Origin of the sequence: Streptomyces sp. NBC_00223 (genome assembly GCF_036199905.1) — a bacterium.
Lineage (GTDB): Bacteria > Actinomycetota > Actinomycetes > Streptomycetales > Streptomycetaceae > Actinacidiphila.
Window position 1 is genome coordinate 6,866,928 of record NZ_CP108109.1, and the last position, 18,623, is coordinate 6,885,550.

The 18,623-nt window shown below is 73.1% G+C and carries 13 protein-coding genes and 1 pseudogene; 8 read left to right on the forward strand and 6 right to left on the reverse strand.

Going from position 1 to position 18,623, the window contains the following annotated elements:
• Window positions 1–526: 526 nt before the first annotated feature.
• Window positions 527–1,156, reverse strand: coding sequence for an FG-GAP repeat domain-containing protein (locus tag OHA30_RS29335; RefSeq protein WP_328916884.1), 630 nt, complete (start codon window positions 1,154–1,156; stop codon window positions 527–529).
• Between OHA30_RS29335 and OHA30_RS29340 the strand changes: the two genes are divergently transcribed.
• Both OHA30_RS29340 and OHA30_RS29345 read left to right on the forward strand, forming a co-directional pair.
• On the forward strand, window positions 1,131–2,096 hold the full coding sequence (locus tag OHA30_RS29340; protein ID WP_328916885.1) for a helix-turn-helix transcriptional regulator: 966 nt from the start codon (window positions 1,131–1,133) through the stop codon (window positions 2,094–2,096). The two genes, OHA30_RS29335 and OHA30_RS29340, sit on opposite strands and share 26 nt — an antisense overlap.
• Before the next feature lie 92 nt (window positions 2,097–2,188).
• Window positions 2,189–4,747: a tetratricopeptide repeat protein gene (locus OHA30_RS29345; RefSeq protein ID WP_328916886.1), complete on the forward strand. Its 2,559-nt coding sequence runs from the start codon at window positions 2,189–2,191 to the stop codon at window positions 4,745–4,747.
• Here the strand turns inward: OHA30_RS29345 and OHA30_RS29350 are convergent.
• Window positions 4,724–6,454, reverse strand: coding sequence for a hypothetical protein (locus OHA30_RS29350; RefSeq protein ID WP_328916887.1), 1,731 nt, complete (start codon window positions 6,452–6,454; stop codon window positions 4,724–4,726). The genes OHA30_RS29345 and OHA30_RS29350 overlap by 24 nt on opposite strands.
• A 338-nt stretch (window positions 6,455–6,792) precedes the next feature.
• Here OHA30_RS29350 and OHA30_RS29355 point away from each other — a divergent pair, with 338 nt between their 5' ends.
• A complete protein-coding gene (locus OHA30_RS29355; RefSeq protein ID WP_328916888.1) occupies window positions 6,793–8,460 on the forward strand; it encodes a hydrogenase maturation protein in 1,668 nt (555 codons plus the stop codon).
• Window positions 8,461–8,520: 60 nt separating this feature from the next.
• Here OHA30_RS29355 and OHA30_RS29360 read toward each other — a convergent pair whose 3' ends face one another.
• Window positions 8,521–9,921 carry an extracellular catalytic domain type 1 short-chain-length polyhydroxyalkanoate depolymerase gene (locus OHA30_RS29360; protein WP_328916889.1) on the reverse strand — a complete coding sequence of 467 codons (1,401 nt, stop codon included), beginning with the start codon at window positions 9,919–9,921 and terminating at the stop codon, window positions 8,521–8,523.
• Window positions 9,922–10,416: 495 nt separating this feature from the next.
• Between OHA30_RS29360 and araB the strand changes: the two genes are divergently transcribed.
• Complete coding sequence (gene araB, locus OHA30_RS29365; protein ID WP_328916890.1) at window positions 10,417–12,093, forward strand: ribulokinase; 1,677 nt, start codon at window positions 10,417–10,419, stop codon at window positions 12,091–12,093.
• 9 nt (window positions 12,094–12,102) lie between these two features.
• On the opposite strand, the gene fahA is transcribed toward araB, so the two are convergent.
• The gene (gene fahA / locus OHA30_RS29370; RefSeq protein ID WP_328916891.1) at window positions 12,103–13,341 is read right to left on the reverse strand and encodes a fumarylacetoacetase; all 1,239 of its coding nucleotides are present in this window, start codon (window positions 13,339–13,341) and stop codon (window positions 12,103–12,105) included.
• A gap of 175 nt (window positions 13,342–13,516) precedes the next feature.
• Between fahA and OHA30_RS29375 the strand changes: the two genes are divergently transcribed.
• The 3 genes from OHA30_RS29375 (at window position 13,517) to OHA30_RS29385 (ending at window position 16,161) form a co-directional block, all read left to right on the forward strand.
• Window positions 13,517–15,010 (forward strand): SDR family NAD(P)-dependent oxidoreductase, encoded by a 1,494-nt coding sequence (locus tag OHA30_RS29375; RefSeq protein ID WP_405785066.1) that lies wholly within the window; start codon window positions 13,517–13,519, stop codon window positions 15,008–15,010.
• Window positions 15,011–15,237: 227 nt separating this feature from the next.
• Window positions 15,238–15,681, forward strand: a complete 444-nt coding sequence (locus OHA30_RS29380) for an SRPBCC family protein (protein ID WP_328916892.1) — start codon at window positions 15,238–15,240, stop codon at window positions 15,679–15,681.
• Window positions 15,682–15,750: 69 nt separating this feature from the next.
• Complete coding sequence (locus OHA30_RS29385; protein ID WP_328916893.1) at window positions 15,751–16,161, forward strand: VOC family protein; 411 nt, start codon at window positions 15,751–15,753, stop codon at window positions 16,159–16,161.
• 22 nt (window positions 16,162–16,183) lie between these two features.
• Here OHA30_RS29385 and OHA30_RS29390 read toward each other — a convergent pair whose 3' ends face one another.
• Window positions 16,184–17,317 carry a LacI family DNA-binding transcriptional regulator gene (locus OHA30_RS29390; protein WP_328916894.1) on the reverse strand — a complete coding sequence of 378 codons (1,134 nt, stop codon included), beginning with the start codon at window positions 17,315–17,317 and terminating at the stop codon, window positions 16,184–16,186.
• A gap of 8 nt (window positions 17,318–17,325) precedes the next feature.
• On the opposite strand from OHA30_RS29390, the pseudogene OHA30_RS29395 reads away from it, so the two are divergent.
• Window positions 17,326–17,583 (forward strand): annotated as a pseudogene (locus tag OHA30_RS29395) (AarF/UbiB family protein); the annotation flags it as partial.
• 57 nt (window positions 17,584–17,640) lie between these two features.
• Here the strand turns inward: OHA30_RS29395 and OHA30_RS29400 are convergent.
• A complete protein-coding gene (locus OHA30_RS29400) occupies window positions 17,641–18,456 on the reverse strand; it encodes a winged helix-turn-helix domain-containing protein (RefSeq protein ID WP_328916895.1) in 816 nt (271 codons plus the stop codon).
• Between the last annotated feature and the right edge of the window lie 167 nt (window positions 18,457–18,623).

Here is an 18,623-nt window from a genome sequence, read left to right on the forward strand (position 1 = left end):
GACGACCGGAGGCCGACGCCGGGGCGTTGTCGATCACGGGGGTGCCGGTCCGGTGCACATCTGAGGTGCTGGGCTGATGACGACGGGGAAACGCTCGGGTCGGGCAGCCCATGAGTACCGTCCCGAGAACCGGGACCAGCAGCCGGCATCCGAGTGTGCCCAGCTCGCCTAGTGCCGCAACACATGAAGCCAGTGGAGCTGATTTGCTGTCAAGTGGCGTACGTGACTTCATTTCCCGAAGGCGAGGAGAAGGCCGCACTTGTCGGGCCGGCCGCGTCGGCCTCGGGCGGAAGGCGGGTTCGTCTGCCGACCTGGGATACGAAGGTCGGCAGATTGGTCTACACCCTGCCTTGCACAGGCCCGACCTCGGTGTTCCACTGACTTCATCAGTCAAACGCGGATTCCCGATGAATTGTTACGGTGATCGGCCCGGCTCGCGGTGCTGGTCCGGAGCCGTGGCGAGGGAAGGCCCCCGCGCCGCCGCGGGGGTTCCGCGGCGGGCCGGGGGCCGGTGGCTCTTCAGCGGTCAGCCGAGGTCGCTGCGGTCCCAGTTCCAGGAGCCCGAACCGGCGGCGATGTTCTCCCAGTTGCGGACGGGGTTGGCGAAGCCGGTGCCGTTGCTGGTGAAGGTCCACAGCGCCGTGTGGAAGTAGCCGTCGTCCTTGGCGCCGTTGTTGTACAGGACGGCGACGTCCGCCTTGCCGTCGCCGTTGAAGTCGCCGGAGGTGAGCTTGCTGCGGTCCCAGTTCCAGGAGCCGGTGCCGGCGTCGACGCTTTCCCAGTTGCGGACGGGGTTGTTGAAGCCCGACCCCGTGCTGGTGAACGTCCACAGGGCCGTGTGGTTCACCCCGTCGCTGTCCTGGCCGCTCTTGTAGAGGACGGCCAGGTCGGCCTTGCCGTCGCCGTTGAAGTCGCCCATCGCGGTGGAGGCGGTGGCCTTGTTGGCGACGAAGATGGGGACGCCCGCGGAGACGGGACTGTTCTTGCTGTCGGAGTTCTTCGCGCTGACCGTCAACGTGTGCGGTCCGTCGTCGAGTTCGACCGTGTCCAGGGTCGCGCTGTAGGTGTGGGCGTCGTCGTCGACGGAGGCGATCCGGCTGCCGTCGACGTAGAACGTCCCCTCCGAGGGCGTGCCCACCGTCTCGGTGGCGGACATGGTCAGCTGGATCTCACCGCTCACGACGTTCGTCGCCGACATGGCCTCGGCGCTGGCCGTGAGCGAGACCCAGGTGCACAGCGCCCTGGACCACCTCGCGGACCTCATGCTGGTCCGCGCCTCACGCGACCACCCCGGCCGGTTCCGCGCGGTCAGCCCCGAAGTGGGCCTGGCCGACGTGCTGTTGCGCCAGGAAGCCGACCTCGCCGCCCGTCAGGCCGAGGTCGCCGCCTTCCGCGCCGCCATCACCCGTATGGTCTCCGAGCGCGCCGCCGCCCACGCCGCCGGCGCCGCCCACGGCGAACGCCTGCTGGGTATGGACGCCATACAGGACCGCCTGGAGACGATGGCCGGCGAGGAGTCCTTCGAGTGCCTGGGGGTCAATCCCGGCGCCGCCCAGCACCCCGACGACCTCGCGGCGTCCCGTCCCCTGGACTCCGCCGCGCCGGCCCGCGGTGCGGCCATCAGAACCCTGTACCAGGACAGCGTCCACAACGACCCGGCCACCATCGACTACGCCCACTGGCTCCTCGACCAGGGCGGCGAGGTCCGGACGGCCCCTGTGCTGCCCCAGCGGCTCGTCATCTCCGACCGGGCCCGCGCCCTCGTCCCCATCGACCCCGACAGCCCGCGCAAGGGCGCACTCTTCGTCACCGAACCGGGCCTGGTCAACGCCCTGGTGAACCTCTTCGAACACTCCTGGGAGACCGCCGTCCCGCTCGGCGCCAGCCGTACCCAGGACCCTGACACGGGCCTGACCGCGACCGAACGGGAGCTCCTGCGGCTGCTCGGCTCCGGCCTGACCGACGAAACGGCCGGCCGCCACCTCGGCCTCTCCCTGCGTACGGTCCGCCGCCACATGGCGTCGATCATGGAACGCCTCGACGCCAGCAGCCGCTTCGAAGCCGGCATCAAGGCCGCGCAGAAGGGCTGGCTCTGACCCAAGGGCGTGGCGGCCCCCGGCCGCGGACCCGTTCCGGTCGACGCGCTCGAACTTCTGGAAGAGAGCGACGCCGAGCCCGTACGGTGTTCGTGCACGGGCAGACAGTGACCGTACGGACCCGGGGGATTGGCTTGCTGGAATCGGAGATCGCGTCGCTGCTGACGACTCTGGCCGGGTCGGTCGTGACCGACGCGTGGACGTCCGTGGTGAGACCGCGGCTGGCCGCCCTGCTGGGACGCGGCCGCCAGGGGCAGGACGCGGATGTCCTCGCCGAGTTGGAGCAACTGCGCGCCGCGGCGGCCCGATCCGCGGACGGCGGGCAGGACGGCGGGCAGGACGGCGGGCAGGACGGCGCGGTCGAGCGCGTCGAGGCGCTGCTGCGTACGACGCTCGGCACGCTCGCCGACCAACAGGCTTCCCTGCTGGAGGCGTTGAGGGACCTGCTGGCCGCGACGGCCCCCGCGAGCGCCGAGCCGTCCGTACCGCCCGCGCGTCTCTCGATGCTCTCCGTGGACGACTACGAGAACAACGAGGCCCTGCTGCAAGCCATGCACGACGCCTGGGAGGCCGGACGCGGTGTCCCCGGACCGACCGTCCTGTACGTGTACGGCGCCCGCGGCCTCGGCAGGACCGCGCTGGCCGGGCAGTTCCTGCTCAGGCACCGCGAGGCGTTCGCCGCCGGGCCCGAGCTGAGCGCCACCCTGGCCAGGGACGCCTTCGGTGAACTCCCCGACAACATGGCCGTGTTGGAGGGCTGGTTCCAGGATCTGCGGATACCGGTGCAGGAGGTGCCCGCCGAACCGGCCGCGCGGGTAAGGAAGTTCCGCCAAGTCACGGCGCGGGGACCGGTGTTCGTCCTGCTGGAGGACGTCGCCGTCGCCGCGCAGATCGAGGAGTTGCTTCCCGGATCGCCGGACAGCGTCGTGGTGATCACCAGCAACGCGCTGATGCGCAATCTCGTCTCCCGTTTCCACGCCAAGGCGTTCAGGATCGAGCCGCTGCGCCCGGAGCACAGCAGAAAACTGCTGGTCAACGCCGGTGGTCTGGCCGGATTCGAGGCGCGCTACGAGCGGGAGATCGACCGGACCCTGGAGGTGTGCGAGGGCAATCCGCTGTTTCTGCGTATCGCCGGCGCGCAGATGTTCTTCGACCCGCCCCACAGCATCGAGGACTTCGCCGCCGCCGTGTCCGACCCCGATCCCCGGGCCAGACTGGAAGCCTTCGACCTGGACGAGGTCCCCGGCGCCGAGATCTTCGGCACCGTCTACCGCGACCTCGGCCGGCGCGACCCCGACGCGGCCGCGGTCTACCGGTGCGTCGGCCTGCACCCCACACCGGAGTTCGACCCCGACGTGGTGCGGGCCATGCTGCCCGATCTCCCGGACGCGGCCAGGACCAAGGCCGTTCGCGCGCTCGCGGACGCCAGCCTGATCATACGGACGGACGACGGCTCGTACCGTACGGTCAGCGGACTCGTCCACGCGCACGCCGCCGACCGCGCCCTCGCCGACCTGTCGCAGGACGAGCGTGACGCCGTACAGGGCCGGTGGATCCAGCACTACGTGGATCTCGCGGAACGCTCCGACGCCGGTCTTTCCCCGCGCTACCGGCACGACCCGACGCATGCGTACGCGGCGTACCCGCGCGCCGGTGCGGCCGAACAGGACGCTCTTGTCAAGGAGTTGGAACGGCGGCGGCGGACCCTGCGGATCGCGGTCCGCACGGCGTACGCGGCCGGCCGTCACCACGCGCGGTACTACGAGGCCGCGTGGCGACTGCCGCAGGGCCTGTGGACCTTCTACCTGCGCTGCGGCTTCCACAGCGACTGGATCGAGACGTACACGGTGGCCTGCGACGCGGCCCTTGAGTGCGGCGACCTGCTCGCGCTCGCCCGTATGCGCTACGGCCTCGGTTTCGCCCATCTCGACCGGTGGAGCCGGGAGTCGGGCGACCCGGAGGCGGCGCGCGCACAGTTCGGGCGGGCGCTCGAACTCGTCCGCCCCACGCCCGACCGGCCGGAGGGGTCGGCGGAGGAGGCCGAGGGGAGGCGGCGCACCTGGTCCAGCGTGCTGGAAGGTCTCTCCATTCTGGAGGGCAGGCTCGGCAACACCCGGGAGGCGCTGGAGCTTTCGGCGGCCGCGCTCGACGCGCTGACCGGCGTCGACCACCCGCGCGGCCGCGCGCTGCTCGCCCTGCACCGAGGCCCGATCTTCACCAGGCTCGGCCGCCATGACGAGGCGGCGGCCGAACTCCGTTCCGCCAAGGAGCAGTTCGTCGAGCTGGGCGACGGCTTCAACACGGCGAAAGCCACCTTCCGTTACGGGCAGGCTCGGCTGGCGGCAGGGGATCCGGCGGAGGCGCTCGACGCCTTCGACGAGGCCCTGCCGGGGATGAAGGGGCGTCGGAACGGCTATCTGCGGGCCCAATCGCTGCTTGTACGGGGGGACTTGCTGCGCGAGCGGGGGGACGTGCGCCGCGCCCGCGCGGACTGGACGGAAGCGGCCGCTCTGTTGCGGGACGAGAACAGCGCACTCGTTCCCGAGGTCGAGCAGAGGTTGGCGGACTGGCCGGCAACGGACGGCTCGGACGGCGGCGGCCCGGACAGCCCCGGCGGCCCGCGCGCCTCAGAGAGCGGTGACGTCGAGTAGGCCGGTCCCGGCGCCCTCCCCGATGGTCACCTCGACCCGGAACGGCGCCCGGTGCTCGTCGGCGGGGCCAGGGCCGCACAGTATTCGGTCGTGCAGGACCGAGGCCGCGACGGCGGCCGACGCCCACCACGGCCGCGGGCCAAGCCACTTGGCGCGCAGCCGTACGCCGGCGTCCCGGAACAGCGCCAGGCAGCCGCCGTCGTGCTCCTCGACGGCGATCAGCGCGCACCCGGGGTGGCGCGCGGCCGCGGCGGCCCGGCGTTCCTCGTTCCAGCCGGCCCCGCGGCCCAGCGGTACGTAGAGCACGTCCGCCGACCGGGGCCACCGACGGTCCGGGTCGTCGATGTCGGCGACGAGATGGGCGCCCGCCAAGTGGCCTTCCTGACCGGGTCGTTGGAGGGCGGCGTGGAAGCGGCGTACGGTGACCGGCTCGCCTTCCGCGCCGACCGACGACGACACGTACATCGGCGCCGCCACGGGGGACGTGCGGTGGGCCGGCGGCGGCTCGGGCACGGACACGGCACGCGGGGCGGCGGGCAGGTCCGGCTCGGGCAGGGCGAGCCGTTCGTAGAACAGCGTGCGCAGCAGCCGGGCGGCCTCGCCCGGGCGTGAGGTGACGGCCGAGCGCAGCGGCGCCAGGTCGGCGTTGTCGGCCTGGCGGCGGGCGGCGTCACGGAGTTGGGACAGCAGCGGCCGGTGCCGGGACAGGCGGGGGACGAGCGCGCCGAGACGGGCCATGGGGGAGCGGGGTGCGACCTTCTCCTCGGCGAAGGAACCGAGGACGGTGGGTATCCCCAGCGCCACGCCGTACAGGGTCAGGGAGCCGTGGTCGCCGCAAAGTCCGTCCGCCGCGAGCAGCGCCGCCTTCCACGTCTCGGAGTCGGGTACGGGCAGCAGCAGCCCGCACGCCAGGAGCGGTGCCAGCCATGTGTGCGTCTGCCAAGCGCCGTGCCCGTACCAGGCGTTGGGGTGGAGGGCGGCGAGCACGCGGTACTCGTCGGACGGGAGTTCCGCGAGCGTGCGGCGCAGTACGTCCTCGTCGGGGCGGGTCGCGTCAAGGGCCGAGCCCTTTCCCCACGTCGAGGACACCACGACCAGTTTCTGGCCGGGACGGACGCCGAGCGCGTCCCGGTACTCCTGGCGGAACGGCCTGCTCGCGCACAGCTCGTCGAAGCACGGATCGCCTGCGACCAGGCTCAGGGGTACGGCATCGAGGCAGTCGACGGCGAGCCGCGCGAGCTGTTCCTCGTGCGACAGGACGATGGCGGACGGCACCACCCGGCCGTCGTGCGTCAGCCACTCGGCGGTGAGCCCGAAGGCTTCCCGGCTGCCGTTCAGCAGCTTGTTGTAACCGGCGCCGTGCGGTGTGCCGATGAGCGGTGTCCGCAGGTTGTACAGGTCGCCGCCGCGGCTGGTGGCGATGGCGAGGTCGAACGTCCGCTCCTTCGCCATGTCCCAGGGCACGGTCAGGACGCCCCTGGCCTCGAAGAGTTCGAGCGTCCCGTGGTCGAGGGCCGAGGAACCGGTGCAGGTGAAGACGGTCTCGACGCGTCTGTCGCCGTCGAAGAGCGCGAGCAGGTCGAGCAGGCGGGTGGCCGAGGTGACGTTGTGCGCGATCGCGAGGACCGTGCGTTCGGTGAAGACGGTCCGCCAGCGCGCGTTGTCCTCGGACAACGGCAGCGGCACGCGTCGCCCTTCGCTCTGCACGCCCCGCGTCCCCCTTCGCCCGCCCATGGCTACGCCGTTGAGCCCGACGATAACGCGCGATCCGGCGTCGGACGCGGTGACGCCGACGCGCGTGCGGAGCGCGACGCCGCCGGGCGGGGTACGCGCCTGCCCCGGTCGTACGCGCTCCCGCCGTTCGCCCGGGTGGCTCAACCGTGACGCCGCTGCCGTCGAGCCGCCCGGAAACGGACCGCCTCAGGGTGCAGCATCCAGGTGCCCGACCCGACGCGGGCGGTGGACCGCCTCGGTGACGCGGGGCTGCCCGCCGTCCCTCGGCGACCGACCCGGGCCGACGACGGACAGAGAGCCCTGGAGGTTTGGTGCGGATTCTTCTCGTGGCGAGCGCCTTCAACAGCCTGACCCAGCGGGTGCGGGCGGAGCTGCGGGACCGAGGCCACTTCGCGGCGGTTGAGGTCGTCCGCGACGAGGAGGCCGTCCGCGCCGCGGTCGACAGGCACGGGCCCGAACTGGTCATCGCCCCCATGCTGAAGACGGCCGTTCCCCAGGACGTGTGGTCGCGGCTCACCTGCCTGATCGTGCATCCCGGCCCGCCCGGCGACAGAGGACCCTCGTCACTCGACTGGGCCGTCCACGAGGGCCATGACACCTGGGGTGTGACGGTCCTTCAGGCGGACGCCGAGATGGACGCGGGAGACATCTGGGCCGCCGTCCCCTTCGCGGTCCCACCGGGGACGGGCAAGAGCGACATCTACCGCGGCGAGGCGTCCGACGCGGCACTCGAAGCCGTCCTGCTCGCGGTCGACCGGTTCGCCTCCGGTACGTACCGGCCGGCTTCGCAGCGGAGTCTCGCGGCGCGCACCAGGCCGTACCTCCGGCAGACCGACCGCCGTATCGACTGGCGGACGGACTCCACCACCCGCGTGCTGTGCGCGTTGCGCGCCGCCGACTCCCAGCCGGGCGTGCTCGACGACCTGCTCGGAGGGGAGTGGTATCTCCACGGGGGCCACCCGGAGGACCGGCTGCGCGGGGAGCCGGGCCGGATCATCGCCACCCGCGCCCAGGCGATCTGCCGGGCGACGGCGGACGGGGCGGTGTGGATTCCGCAGCTCCGGCGGCGGCGGAGCCCCGGCGGCCCGGCCACCTTCACCCTGCCGGCCACGATGGCGCTGGGCGCGGACCTGCCGCCTGTGCCCGAGGTTCCCGTACCGCTGCGACTGCCCGCCGACCGCCGTACATACAGCGACATCCGCTACCGCGAGCGGGACGGCGTCGGCTTCGTCGCGTTCGGCTTTCCCGGCGGCGCCATGAGCACCGACCGGTGCCGGCGGCTGCTGGACGCCTACCGGTACGCCTGCGCGCAGCCGACCGGAGTCGTCGTCCTCGGCGGCGTCCGCGACTTCTTCTCCAACGGGATCCATCTGAACGTCATCGAGGCCGCCCCCGACCCGGCGGCCGAGTCGTGGGCCAACATCCAGGCGATCGACGACCTCGTGGAGGCGGTCCTCACCACCACCGACCGGCTCGTGGTCGCCGCGCTGGGCGGCAACGCCGCGGCCGGCGGGGTGATGCTGGCCGCCGCCGCGGACGAGGTGTGGTGCCGCGACGGCGTCGTCCTCAACCCCCACTACCGGCTCATGGGCCTGCCGGGTTCGGAGTTCTGGACCTACTCCCTGCCCCGCAGGGTCGGCGCGGAGACGGCCGAGGCGCTGACGCGGGACGCCGAGCCGCTGAGCGCGGTGGCCGCGGAGCGGATCGGCCTGGTGGACCGGCTCGTGCCCGGTACGCCCCGGGAGTTCGCCGGTCGTGTCGCCGCGCTGGCCACCGCGCTGGCCGCGGACCCGTCGACGCATCAGCGCCTCACGGACAAGAAGGCGCGGCGGGCGCGGGACGAGGAGATCAAGCCGCTGGCCGCGTACCGGTCGGAGGAGTTGGCCCGGATGAGGCGGACCTTCTTCGACCCGACGGCGCCGTACCACCGCCTGCGGTCCGCCTTCGTCCACAAGGCCCCACCACCCCCGGCCCCCTGAGCCGGGCCGGAGGGTGGGGGCGGCGTCGGGTCAGGGGCGCCGCCCCCGTCGGGGCGAGGGTCAGGAGGGCCGGCAGGTCATGGGGAGGGTGGTCGGGGACGAGGTGCCGCCGTTGACCACGTAGCCGAACGTGGTGCTCGCGCCGGCGGCCAACTGACCGTTGTACGCCTCGTTCTTGGCCGTGGTCAGGCCGTTGGACGTGCCCTGTACGGCGTTCCACAGGCTGGCGATCGTCTGGCCCGCGGGCTGGGTCCACGACGCGGTCCAGCCGGTCAGCGCCGTGCTTCCGGTGTTCTTCACCGTCACCTCGGCCTGGTAGCCGCCCTGCCAGGTGCTGACGGCCGCGAACACGGCCGAGCACGCCGCACCGGTCGGCGGAGTTGTACTCCCGCCGGTCGTACCGCCGTTGGTCGTGCCGCCGGTCGTGGTCCCGCCGGTGGTCGTCCCGCCCGTCGTGGTCCCGCCCGTCGTGGTTCCGCCGGTGGTCGTGCCGCCCGTCGTGCTGCCCGAGCCGTCGAGGCCGAAGAAGGCGATCGCCTGCGCGGCCATCCCGTTCGTGGGCAGCGCGTGCCCGACGCCCTGGATGCTGATGGCCTCGACCGGGGCCTGCGTGCCGGTGGAACCGTAACGCGTACGGGTCCAGCCCGACTGCGGGGTGTCAGTGAGGACGGGGGTCTGGCTGACGCCGAGGACGTTGGTCCACTGCTTGATCTCCTCGCCGAAGTTGGCGTAGTAGAGCGTGGTGTCCGCGGTGCCGTGCCACAGCTGCATACGCGGCCGGGACCCGTTGTAGCCGGGGTCGCCCGCGCGGGCGAGGTCGCCCCACGCCTGGGGGGTCTTGCTGACCTGGCCGTTGGCGCAGGCGCTGTTCCACGAGGAGCCGTCCGTGGTGGCGAAGCAGCCGAAGGGCACGCCCATGAACGCCGAGCCGGCCTTGAAGACGTCGGGGTAGTCGCCGAGCAGGACGTTGGTCAGCATCGCGCCGGAGGACGCGCCGGTCACGAAGACCCGGCCGGAGTCGCCGCCGTAGTGCTGTTCGGCGTAGGTGATCATGGACATGATGCCGACCGGGTCGCTGCCGCCGTTGCGTACGAGCGCCTGCTTGGAGGACACGTCCCAGCAACTGCCGCTGCGGGTCGCCGAGGGGTAGATGACGACGAAGCCGTAGCGGTCGGCGAGGGAGGCGAACTCCGTGCCGGAGTAGAAGTTGGGGCCGGAGCCCGTGCAGCCGTGGGCCGCGACCAGGATCGCCGGGTGCGCGGGCGCGCTGCTCGGCACGTAGACGTACATCCGCAGGCTGGTGGGGTTGGAGCCGAAGCCGGTCACCTCGACCAGCGACGCCGCGTGCGCGGTCGTGGCCGCGGTCGTGGTCAGGAAGAACGCCGCGAGGAGTGGTGCGATCCCCATCAGCAGTGTGGCGAGCAGCCTTCTGGGGCTCCTCGTCGAAGTCGTTCGGGACATGACGGTGGTGTCCTTTCCGGGGTCCACCGCCACGGCCCGGGACTGCCCTCTCGGGTGCGCGGCGGTGCGATGTGGGGGGAACGTCCGGTAGGGCAGGAGCGCGAGCGAAAGATTCGGAGCACACACGAATGTTTCGGGAACCGTAGGCCGTACATGAGGTGCCGTCAAGACTTTCGGCACTAGCCGGGTCGCCGAACTCCCCATGGGGGCTGACGTGTCGAGGCAGGAGTGTCCCGACAAAACCCGACGCATGCCTGTTTCCGTGAGTGAAAGGCCGCCGACGACTGAGCCGCAAGTTTCCGCGTTCTTTACGAAACAAGCGTCCGGTCTTCGTAAGAGCCAAGCCCCGGCCCGCCCGGGCTCGCCGCCCGTCCCACCCCCGTCATCGCGGTCCGCACGGCAGAATTGGGCGCGAGGTGGTGCGATCGCGCCCGGCGCGGGGAGTCCAGCAGCACCACACCGCCCTGAGCCGCCGCGTCAACGGAGACCGTGACCATGCCACGCAGCACCCTCCCCGCCGTCACCGTGGGCATCGACTTCGGCACGCTCTCCGGCCGCGCCCTGGTGGTCGCGGTCGAGGACGGTACGGAGCTGGGCAGCGCGGTCCACCCGTACCCGCACGGCGTGGTGGACCAGGCGCTGCCCGCGACCGGCCGCCCGCTCCCGCCGGACTGGGCACTTCAGATCCCCGAGGACTGGCGCGAGGTGCTGCGCCACGCCGTGCCGGAGGCGCTGCGGGAGGCGGGGGTGCGGCCGGAGCAAGTCGTGGGCGTCGCCGCCGACTTCACGTCCTGCACGGTGCTGCCCACCACCGCCGACGGCACCCCGCTGTGCGAACTGCCCGAGTTCGCGGGCCGCCCGCACGCGTACCCGAAACTGTGGCGCCACCACGCCGCCCAGCCCGAGGCGGACCTGATCGCGCGCCGGGCCGAGGAGACGGGGGAGCCCTGGCCGGCCCGCTACGGCGGCAAGGTCTCCAGCGAGTGGCAGCACCCCAAGGCGCTCCAACTGCTCAGGGAGGACCCCGGGATCTACGCGGCCGCCGACCGCTTCATCGAGGCGGGCGACTGGATCGTGTGGCAGCTGACCGGAGCGGAGAGCCGCAATCTGTGCGCGGCCGGGTACAAGGGCCTTTACCAGGACGGCACTTACCCGAGCCCCGCCTTTCTCGCCTCCCTGCACCCGGACTTCGCCGACTTCACCACCAAACTGGCCCCCGGCCGGGCCCTTTCCGTCCCCGCCTCCCGCGCCGGCACCCTGACCCCCCGCGCCGCCGCCGAGACCGGCCTGCCCGCCGGCATCCCCGTCGCCGCCGGAAACGTCGACGCCCATGTCACCAGCGCCGCCGCCCAGGCCCTGGAGCCCGGCCGGCTGCTCGCGATCATGGGCACCTCCACCTGTCACATCGTCAACTCCGAGGCCCGCGCCGAAGTCCCGGGCATGTGCGGCGCCGTACGGGACGGGGTCGCGCCGGGGCTGTGGGGGTACGAGGCCGGGCAGAGCGGCGTGGGCGACATCTTCGCGTGGGCGGCGCGCACCGCCGTACCCGAGTCCTACGCCCGGCAGGCGCGCGACCTCGGCATCTCGGTGCACGAACTGCTCACCGAGAAGGCCGCCGCCCAACCCGTCGGCGCGCACGGCCTGTTGGCTCTCGACTGGCACAGCGGCAACCGCTCGGTCCTGGTCGACCACCACCTGTCGGGGATGGTCGTCGGACTGACCCTCGACACCCGCCCGGAGGACATCTACCGGGCGCTGATCGAGGCGACCGCCTTCGGCACGCGCACCATCGTGGAGGCGTACGAGCACGCGGGGGTGCCCGTCACCGGGATCACCGCGGCGGGCGGGCTGCTCAAGAACCGTTTTCTGATGCAGACCTACAGCGACGTACTGGGCCGCCCGGTCGACGTCCTCGACTCCGAGCAGGGCCCGGCCCTCGGCGCCGCCGTCCACGCGGCGGTCGCGGCCGGCGCCCATCCCGATCTGCGGACCGCCTCGGCCGCCATGGGCCGGGTCCGCCGGGCCGCCTACACCCCCGACCCCGGGCGCGCCGAGGCGTACTCCGTGCTCCACGGCGAGTACCGGGCGCTGCACGACCACTTCGGGCGCGGCGGCAGCGACGTCATGCACCGGCTGCGCGCCCTGCGCAAGGCAGCCAGAAGCGAGCCATGACCCCAGGCGCTACGGCCGGGCCGCCTCGATCCGGCCCGCGACCTCGCCGAGCGCGATCCGTACGCCGTCCGGGCCCGCCGGGGCCGTCGCGGTGATCACCACCTCGTCGCCGTCCTCCAGATAGCTCCGCCGGGTGCCGTCGGGCAGGTCGAGCGGCTGCTCACCGTTCCAGGACAGCTCGATCAGCGCGCCCCTGGTCTCCGGCTCGGGACCGCTGATCGTGCCGGAGGCGTAGAGGTCGCCGGTCCGCAGGCTCGCGCCGTTCACCGTCAGGTGCGCGAGCATCTGCGCGTACGTCCAGTACATGGCGGCGAAGGGCGGGCGGGCGACGAGGTGGCCGTTGAGCCGCACCTCCAGCGCGAGGTCCAGACCGTACGGCGGCCGGGCCGCGCGGTCGTCCAGATACGGCAGCGGCTCGGGGTCACGGGCCGGCGGCGCGGTACGGGCGTGCGCGAGGGCGTCCAGCGGCACCACCCAGGGGGAGACCGAGGTGGCGAAGGACTTGCCGAGGAACGGGCCGAGCGGCACGTACTCCCACGCCTGGAGGTCGCGCGCCGACCAGTCGTTGAGCAGGCACACCCCGAAGACATGGTCGTCGGCGTCCGCGAGCGCGACCCGGGAGCCCTGCGGCGAGGGTGTGCCGACGACGAAGCCCAGCTCGGCCTCGATGTCGAGCCGCAGAGAGGGGCCGTACGTGGGGGCCGGGTCCGCGGGGGCCTTGCGCTGGCCGCAGGGGCGGACCACCGGGGTGCCGGACACCACGACGGTGCCCGCGCGGCCGTGGTAGCCGATCGGCAGGTGCCGCCAGTTCGGCGTGAGCGGCTCGTCGTCCGGGCGGAAGATCCGGCCGACGTTCGTCGCGTGGTGCTCGGAGGCGTAGAAGTCGACGTAGTCCGCGACCTCGAACGGCAGGTGCAGCGTCACCTCCGCGCGCGGTACGAGGCAGGGCGTGACGGCCGCCCGGTGCCGCTCCTCGGTCAGCCACGCGGTGAGCGCGGCCCGCACCCGGGTCCACACCGGGCGGCCCGCGCCGAGCAGCGGGTTCAGCGAGGGCGCCGCCAGCAGCGCGGCGAGGTCGGCGTCCGCGCCGGTGGCCAGGGCGGCGGCCCCGGCGTCCAGCACGTGGTCCCCGTAGGCCACCCCGAGCCGCCGCCGGGAGCCGGCGGCCGTACTGAACAGGCCGTACGGCAGATTGCGCACCCCGAAGGGCGCGTCGTGCGGGACGGCGAGCGGATCGGCGCTGCTCAACGGGACCTCCAAAGATCGCGGAAACGCCCCGAGGGTAACCGGCGCCGCAGCCGGACGTCCGCCTTTGCTGACGCCCGGCGGTCATTTGGAGCTGTCCGCTGTTCAAACGTAAAGTTCCCCCCAAGACCAGGCCGGGCCGGAACGGACCGGGCGCGACACGGAGAGCAGCGGCGGGATGACGGCGACAGCGCAGGACCTTCACCACCCCGGGCCGGATTCCGGCCCCGAAGGGGACCTCGGGCCCGGGATCGACCCCGGCCGGATGGAGATCTGCCTGGCCGTGCTCGCCGAGCTGGACGAGCTGCCGGTCGACCACCCCGACGCCATCGCCGTACGGCGGGCCACCGCCGGCGTCTACCGCATGGTCAAGCAGCGCCGCCGGCAGGAGCGCCGGGCGGCCAAGACCGCCAACGACCGGGCCGTCACCGAGGCCACCGCGACCGGCGCCGCCGACCGGATCGACGACGAGACCCTCGGCGTCCAGCTCACCACCTCCGTCAGCACGGAGATCGCCGGAATCCTGGAGCGGCCCCGGTCCTGCTACACCTGCAAGACCCGCTACCGCGAGGTCGACGCGTTCTACCACCAGCTGTGCCCGCCGTGCGCCGCCGAGAACCGGGCCAGGCGCGACGCCCGTACCGACCTCACCGGGCGGCGGGCGCTGCTCACCGGCGGCCGCGCGAAGATCGGTATGTACATCGCACTGCGGCTGCTGCGTGACGGCGCGCACACCACGGTCACCACCCGCTTCCCCAACGACGCGATCCGCCGCTTCAAGGCCATGCCGGACAGCGACGACTGGATCCACCGGCTCAAGATCGTCGGCATCGACCTGCGGGACCCGGCGCAGGTCGTCGCGCTGGCCGACTCGGTGGCCGCGCAGGGTCCGCTCGACATCCTCATCAACAACGCGGCGCAGACCGTACGGCGCTCCCCGCGCGCCTACAGCGAGCTGGTCGCGGCCGAGGCGGCGCCGCTGCCGGCGGGCGAGCTGCCCGCCTCCGAGGTGTTCGGCGCGTTCGGCTCCGGGGCGCAGACGGCGGTGGCGCTGCCCTCGCCGCGCGGCGAGGCGCTGAGCGCGCGGGACGTCACCGAACTGGCCCTGGTCAGCGGTTCCGCCTCGCTCGCCAGGATCGAGGCGGGTACGGCGATCGACGCGGGCGGGCTCGTCCCCGACCTCGACCCGACGAACACCTGGGTGCAGACGGTCGGCGAGGTCGACCCGGTCGAACTGCTCGAAGTGCAGCTGTGCAATGTGACGGCGCCGTTCGTGCTGGTCAGCCGGTTGCGGCCGGTGATGGCCGCGGCGGCAGCACGGCGCAAGTACGTGGTGAACGTCTCCGCGATGGAGGGGCAGTTCAGCCGCGGCTACAAGGGGCCGGGCCACCCGCACACCAACATGGCGAAGGCCGCGCTCAACATGCTCACGCGCACCAGCGCGCAGGAGATGCTGGAGACCGACGGCATCCTGATGACCGCGGTGGACACCGGGTGGATCACGGACGAGCGGCCGCACCCGGACAAGGTGCGGCTCGCGGCGGAGGGGTTCCACGCGCCGCTCGACCTCGTGGACGGGGCGGCGCGGGTGTACGACCCGATTGTGCGGGGGGAGGCGGGGGAGGATCTTTACGGGTGCTTCCTCAAGGACTACGCGCCGGCCGCTTGGTAGAGCGGAACGTTTCGCCGGGCACGGCGGCGCTGCCCTCGAACGCCGGGCGGGCTGATTCCGCCCTCACGCGCCGGGCGGGCTCGGGCCTCAAGCGCCGGCCGGGCTGATTCTGCCCTCAAGCGCCGGGCGGGCTTGGTTTTGGCCGACCCGCGTCGCCTTGCATCGACTCTGCCCTCGAACGCCGCGCGGGCTGAGATTTGGTGGACCCGGCTCGATAAGGTGACCGTATGGCGCCCTATGCGGTGGTGCGGGAGTGCGGGCTGGGCGCCGGGGAGGCGTGGCGGCGGATGACCGCCTGGGAGCGGCACACCGCGACCGTGCCGTTGACGCGGATCACCGTGACGACGCCGCCGCCGTCGGGGGTCGGTACGGAGTTCGTCGCGCGGACCGGCGTCGGCCGCCTGGGCTTCGACGACCCGATGCGGGTCACCGTGTGGCAGCCGCCGATCGCCGGGGACGGCCGCGGGCGGTGCCGGCTGGAGAAGACCGGCCGGGTCGTCACGGGCTGGGCGGAGATCGACGTGGCGCCGTACGGCGACGGCTCGCGGGTGCGGTGGTGCGAGGAACTGCGGGTGCGGTGGGTGCCGCGCGCCCTCGACGGCCTCACCGCCCGGGTGGGCCGGCTGGTCTTCGGGCGGGTCGTCGACACTTTGCTGGCCGGGGAGCGATGAGTTTCGCGCGGCGCCCCGGTCTACCCCGGTGAACCGTACGACACGGCACCGAACAGAGGCAGGCCTCGCATGTCCACCATGATCTTCGTCAACCTCCCCGTGAAGGACCTCGACAGGTCGGTCGAGTTCTTCACCGCGCTGGGCTACACCTTCAACCAGCAGTTCACCGACGAGAACGCGACCTGCATGGTCATCAGCGACACGATCTACGCGATGCTGCTCGTCGAGCCGTACTTCTCGACCTTCACCAAGAAGGCCGTCGCCGACACCTCCGCCTCGACCGAGGCGATCATCGCGCTGGCCCTGGAGAGCAAGTCGGAGGTCGACCGGATCGCGGAGGCGGCCCTCGCGGCGGGCGCGGAGACGGCGAAGGAGACCGTCGACGAGAGCCCGATGTACACCCGGAGCTTCTACGACCTGGACGGCCACCACTGGGAGCTGTTCTGGATGGACCCCGCCGCGGTGCTGCCGCAGTCCTGAGCAGGGCGGCGGGCCGCCGAGGTCACCCCGTGGCCGGCGGCGGCCCGCTGCTCTCCCGTACGACCAGTTCGCTCGCGACCTCCGCCCGGGTGGTCTCCGGCCGCTCCCCGGCGAGGAGTTGGAGGACCATCCGGACGGCGAGCGCGGCCATGTCCGCGAGCGGGGTCCGTACGGTCGTCAGCGGCGGGGTGACCCACTGCGCGAAGGGCAGGTCGTCGAAGCCGACGACGCTCAGGTCGTCGGGGACCCGCAGCCCGAGCGTCGCGGCCGCGCGGTAGGTGCTCAGGGCCTGCTGGTCGCTGCCCGCGAAGATGGCCGTCGGCGGCTCGGGGAGCCGCAGCAGGTCCAGGGCGTGCCGCAGGGCGGGCTCGGGGGTGAAGTCGCCGTGGCGGACGAGCGTGGGGTCGTAGGGCAGTCCCGCCTCCTCCAGCGCGGCGCGGTAGCCGTCCACCCGGGCGCGGGAGGCCAGCCGGTCCGGCGGGCCGCCGATCACCGCGATCCTGCGGTGGCCGAGCCGGATCAGATGACGGGTGGCGGCCAGCCCGCCCGGCCAGTTGGTGGCCCCCACCCACGGCACTCCCGCCGGCGGCTCCTCGGCGGGCGCGATGAGCGCGAACGGGATGCCGAGCCGCCGCAGTTGGGCCAGTTCCCCTTCGGACAGCCCGGGGACGACCAGGATCGCGCCCCGGGTACGGCGGGTCGCCAGCGAGTCCAGCCACTGCCGCGCGGACCGGCCGCGGCCCTGTGTCGCCGAGACCACCAGGCCCATCCCGACCGCGTGCAGGGCCTCTTCGGCGCCCCGGACCAGCTCGACCCCCCAGGGGCTGCCGAGTTCGTTGACGACGAAGTCGATCAGACCGCCGGGCGCGAGGGCGTTGGGCGCGGGGCGGCTGCGGGCGAGATAGCCGTGCTGCGCCAGCAGGCGCTGCACCTTGGCGCGGGTGCGGGAGGCGACGTCGGAGCGCTCGTGGAGCACTTTGGACACGGTGGAGACGGAGACACCGGCCTGGCGGGCGACCTCGGCCAGCGTGGTGCGGCCGGGCCCGGGTTCGTGCGCGCCCCCGGCCCCGACGGGCTCGCGCGCGTCCTCCGTCCCGTCCGCCGCCGCGTCTCGCCGTCCGTCCGCGGCCGTCTCCCGCCGTCCGTCCTCCGTCATCGTCCGCCGTGCCTTCCGCCTTCCGGCCGCACCCGTCGTACCGCCGGTTGCGAAAAGTATCGCGAACCCGTCGGCCGTGCCGACGCGCACCGCCGGGCCCGGCACTGTCCGAACCCCGGGACGCGGTCGGCCCGCGCCACGCCCGCTTCCTCTTCTCCGGCCCCGCCCGCGCGGGCCGTCTGCACGCCGACCCGCACCCGGGCACCTTCCGTGTGCCGGCCGACGGGCGGCCGGCCGTATTCGACTTCGGAGCGGTCAAGCGGCTGCCGGACGGCTTCCCGCCGGCGCTTCGCCGCCCCCGGCGCCCTGAGCGGGACCGGGCCTCAGGCCGGGCGGGCGCGGAGGCGGAAGCCTACGCCGCGTTCCGTGGTGAGGAGGGTCGCCGCGTGCGGTTCGAGCTTGCGGCGGATGCGGTGGACGTGGAGGTCCACCGACCGGCTGCGGCTGCCCGACCAGTCGCCGATGCTCGCGCGCAGCTCCTCGCGGCTCACCACCCGCCCGTTGCTCCGCAGGAGTTCGCTGATCAGCCGGAACTCCAGCCGGGTCAGCGGCACCGGGGAGCCGTCCACCAGCAGCCGCTGCCGCGCCGGGTCGAGGCTGAACACGGACGGCGACGCGGCGGCGTACGACCCGGGCATGGTCGGCCCGGGAACGACCGGCAGCCCCGCCGCCGCCCACGCCTCGAAGCCGCCGATCACATCGGTCGCCCGGGACAGGCCCAGCTCGTGCAGTGTGGCGGCGGCCAGGCTGGACATGTAGCCCTGCGGGCAGATCAGCACCACCCGCAGCGCGTGGTCGACGGCCTCCTCGATCCGCGAGTCGCTGAGCGGATCGAGCCGCCACTCCAGCACATTGCGCTCCAGGACCAGCGAGCCGGGAATCTCGCCGTGGGCGCGGCGCAGCATCTCCGAGCGGATGTCCACCAGCAGCGCCCCCTCGGCCTGCTCGCACGCGGCCTGCTCGGGGGTCAGCCGGATCAGCCGCGCCCGCGCCCGGCGCAGCAACTCCTCGACGGTGACGACCGGTTGACGCGCGGGCGGCCCGCTGTCCCGCGCCACCGGAGGGCCTTCGCCGGCCCCCGGCCGCCCGTCGTACGGCCCCGAGGGGGCCACCTGCGTGATGGTGTGTTCCGACCGCATGTCCGACCGCTCCCGTGCCCCGCGCGATGACGCCGTCCTGTCCGTTCCTCGCCTCGAAGGCGACAACACAGGGCGGTGACACACGGGCGGCTCGCGACGGCGGCTGGCACGGGCCCAGCGTACGGGAGCCGTACGGCACACCGCGGCGTTCCGTCTCGAATCTGAAA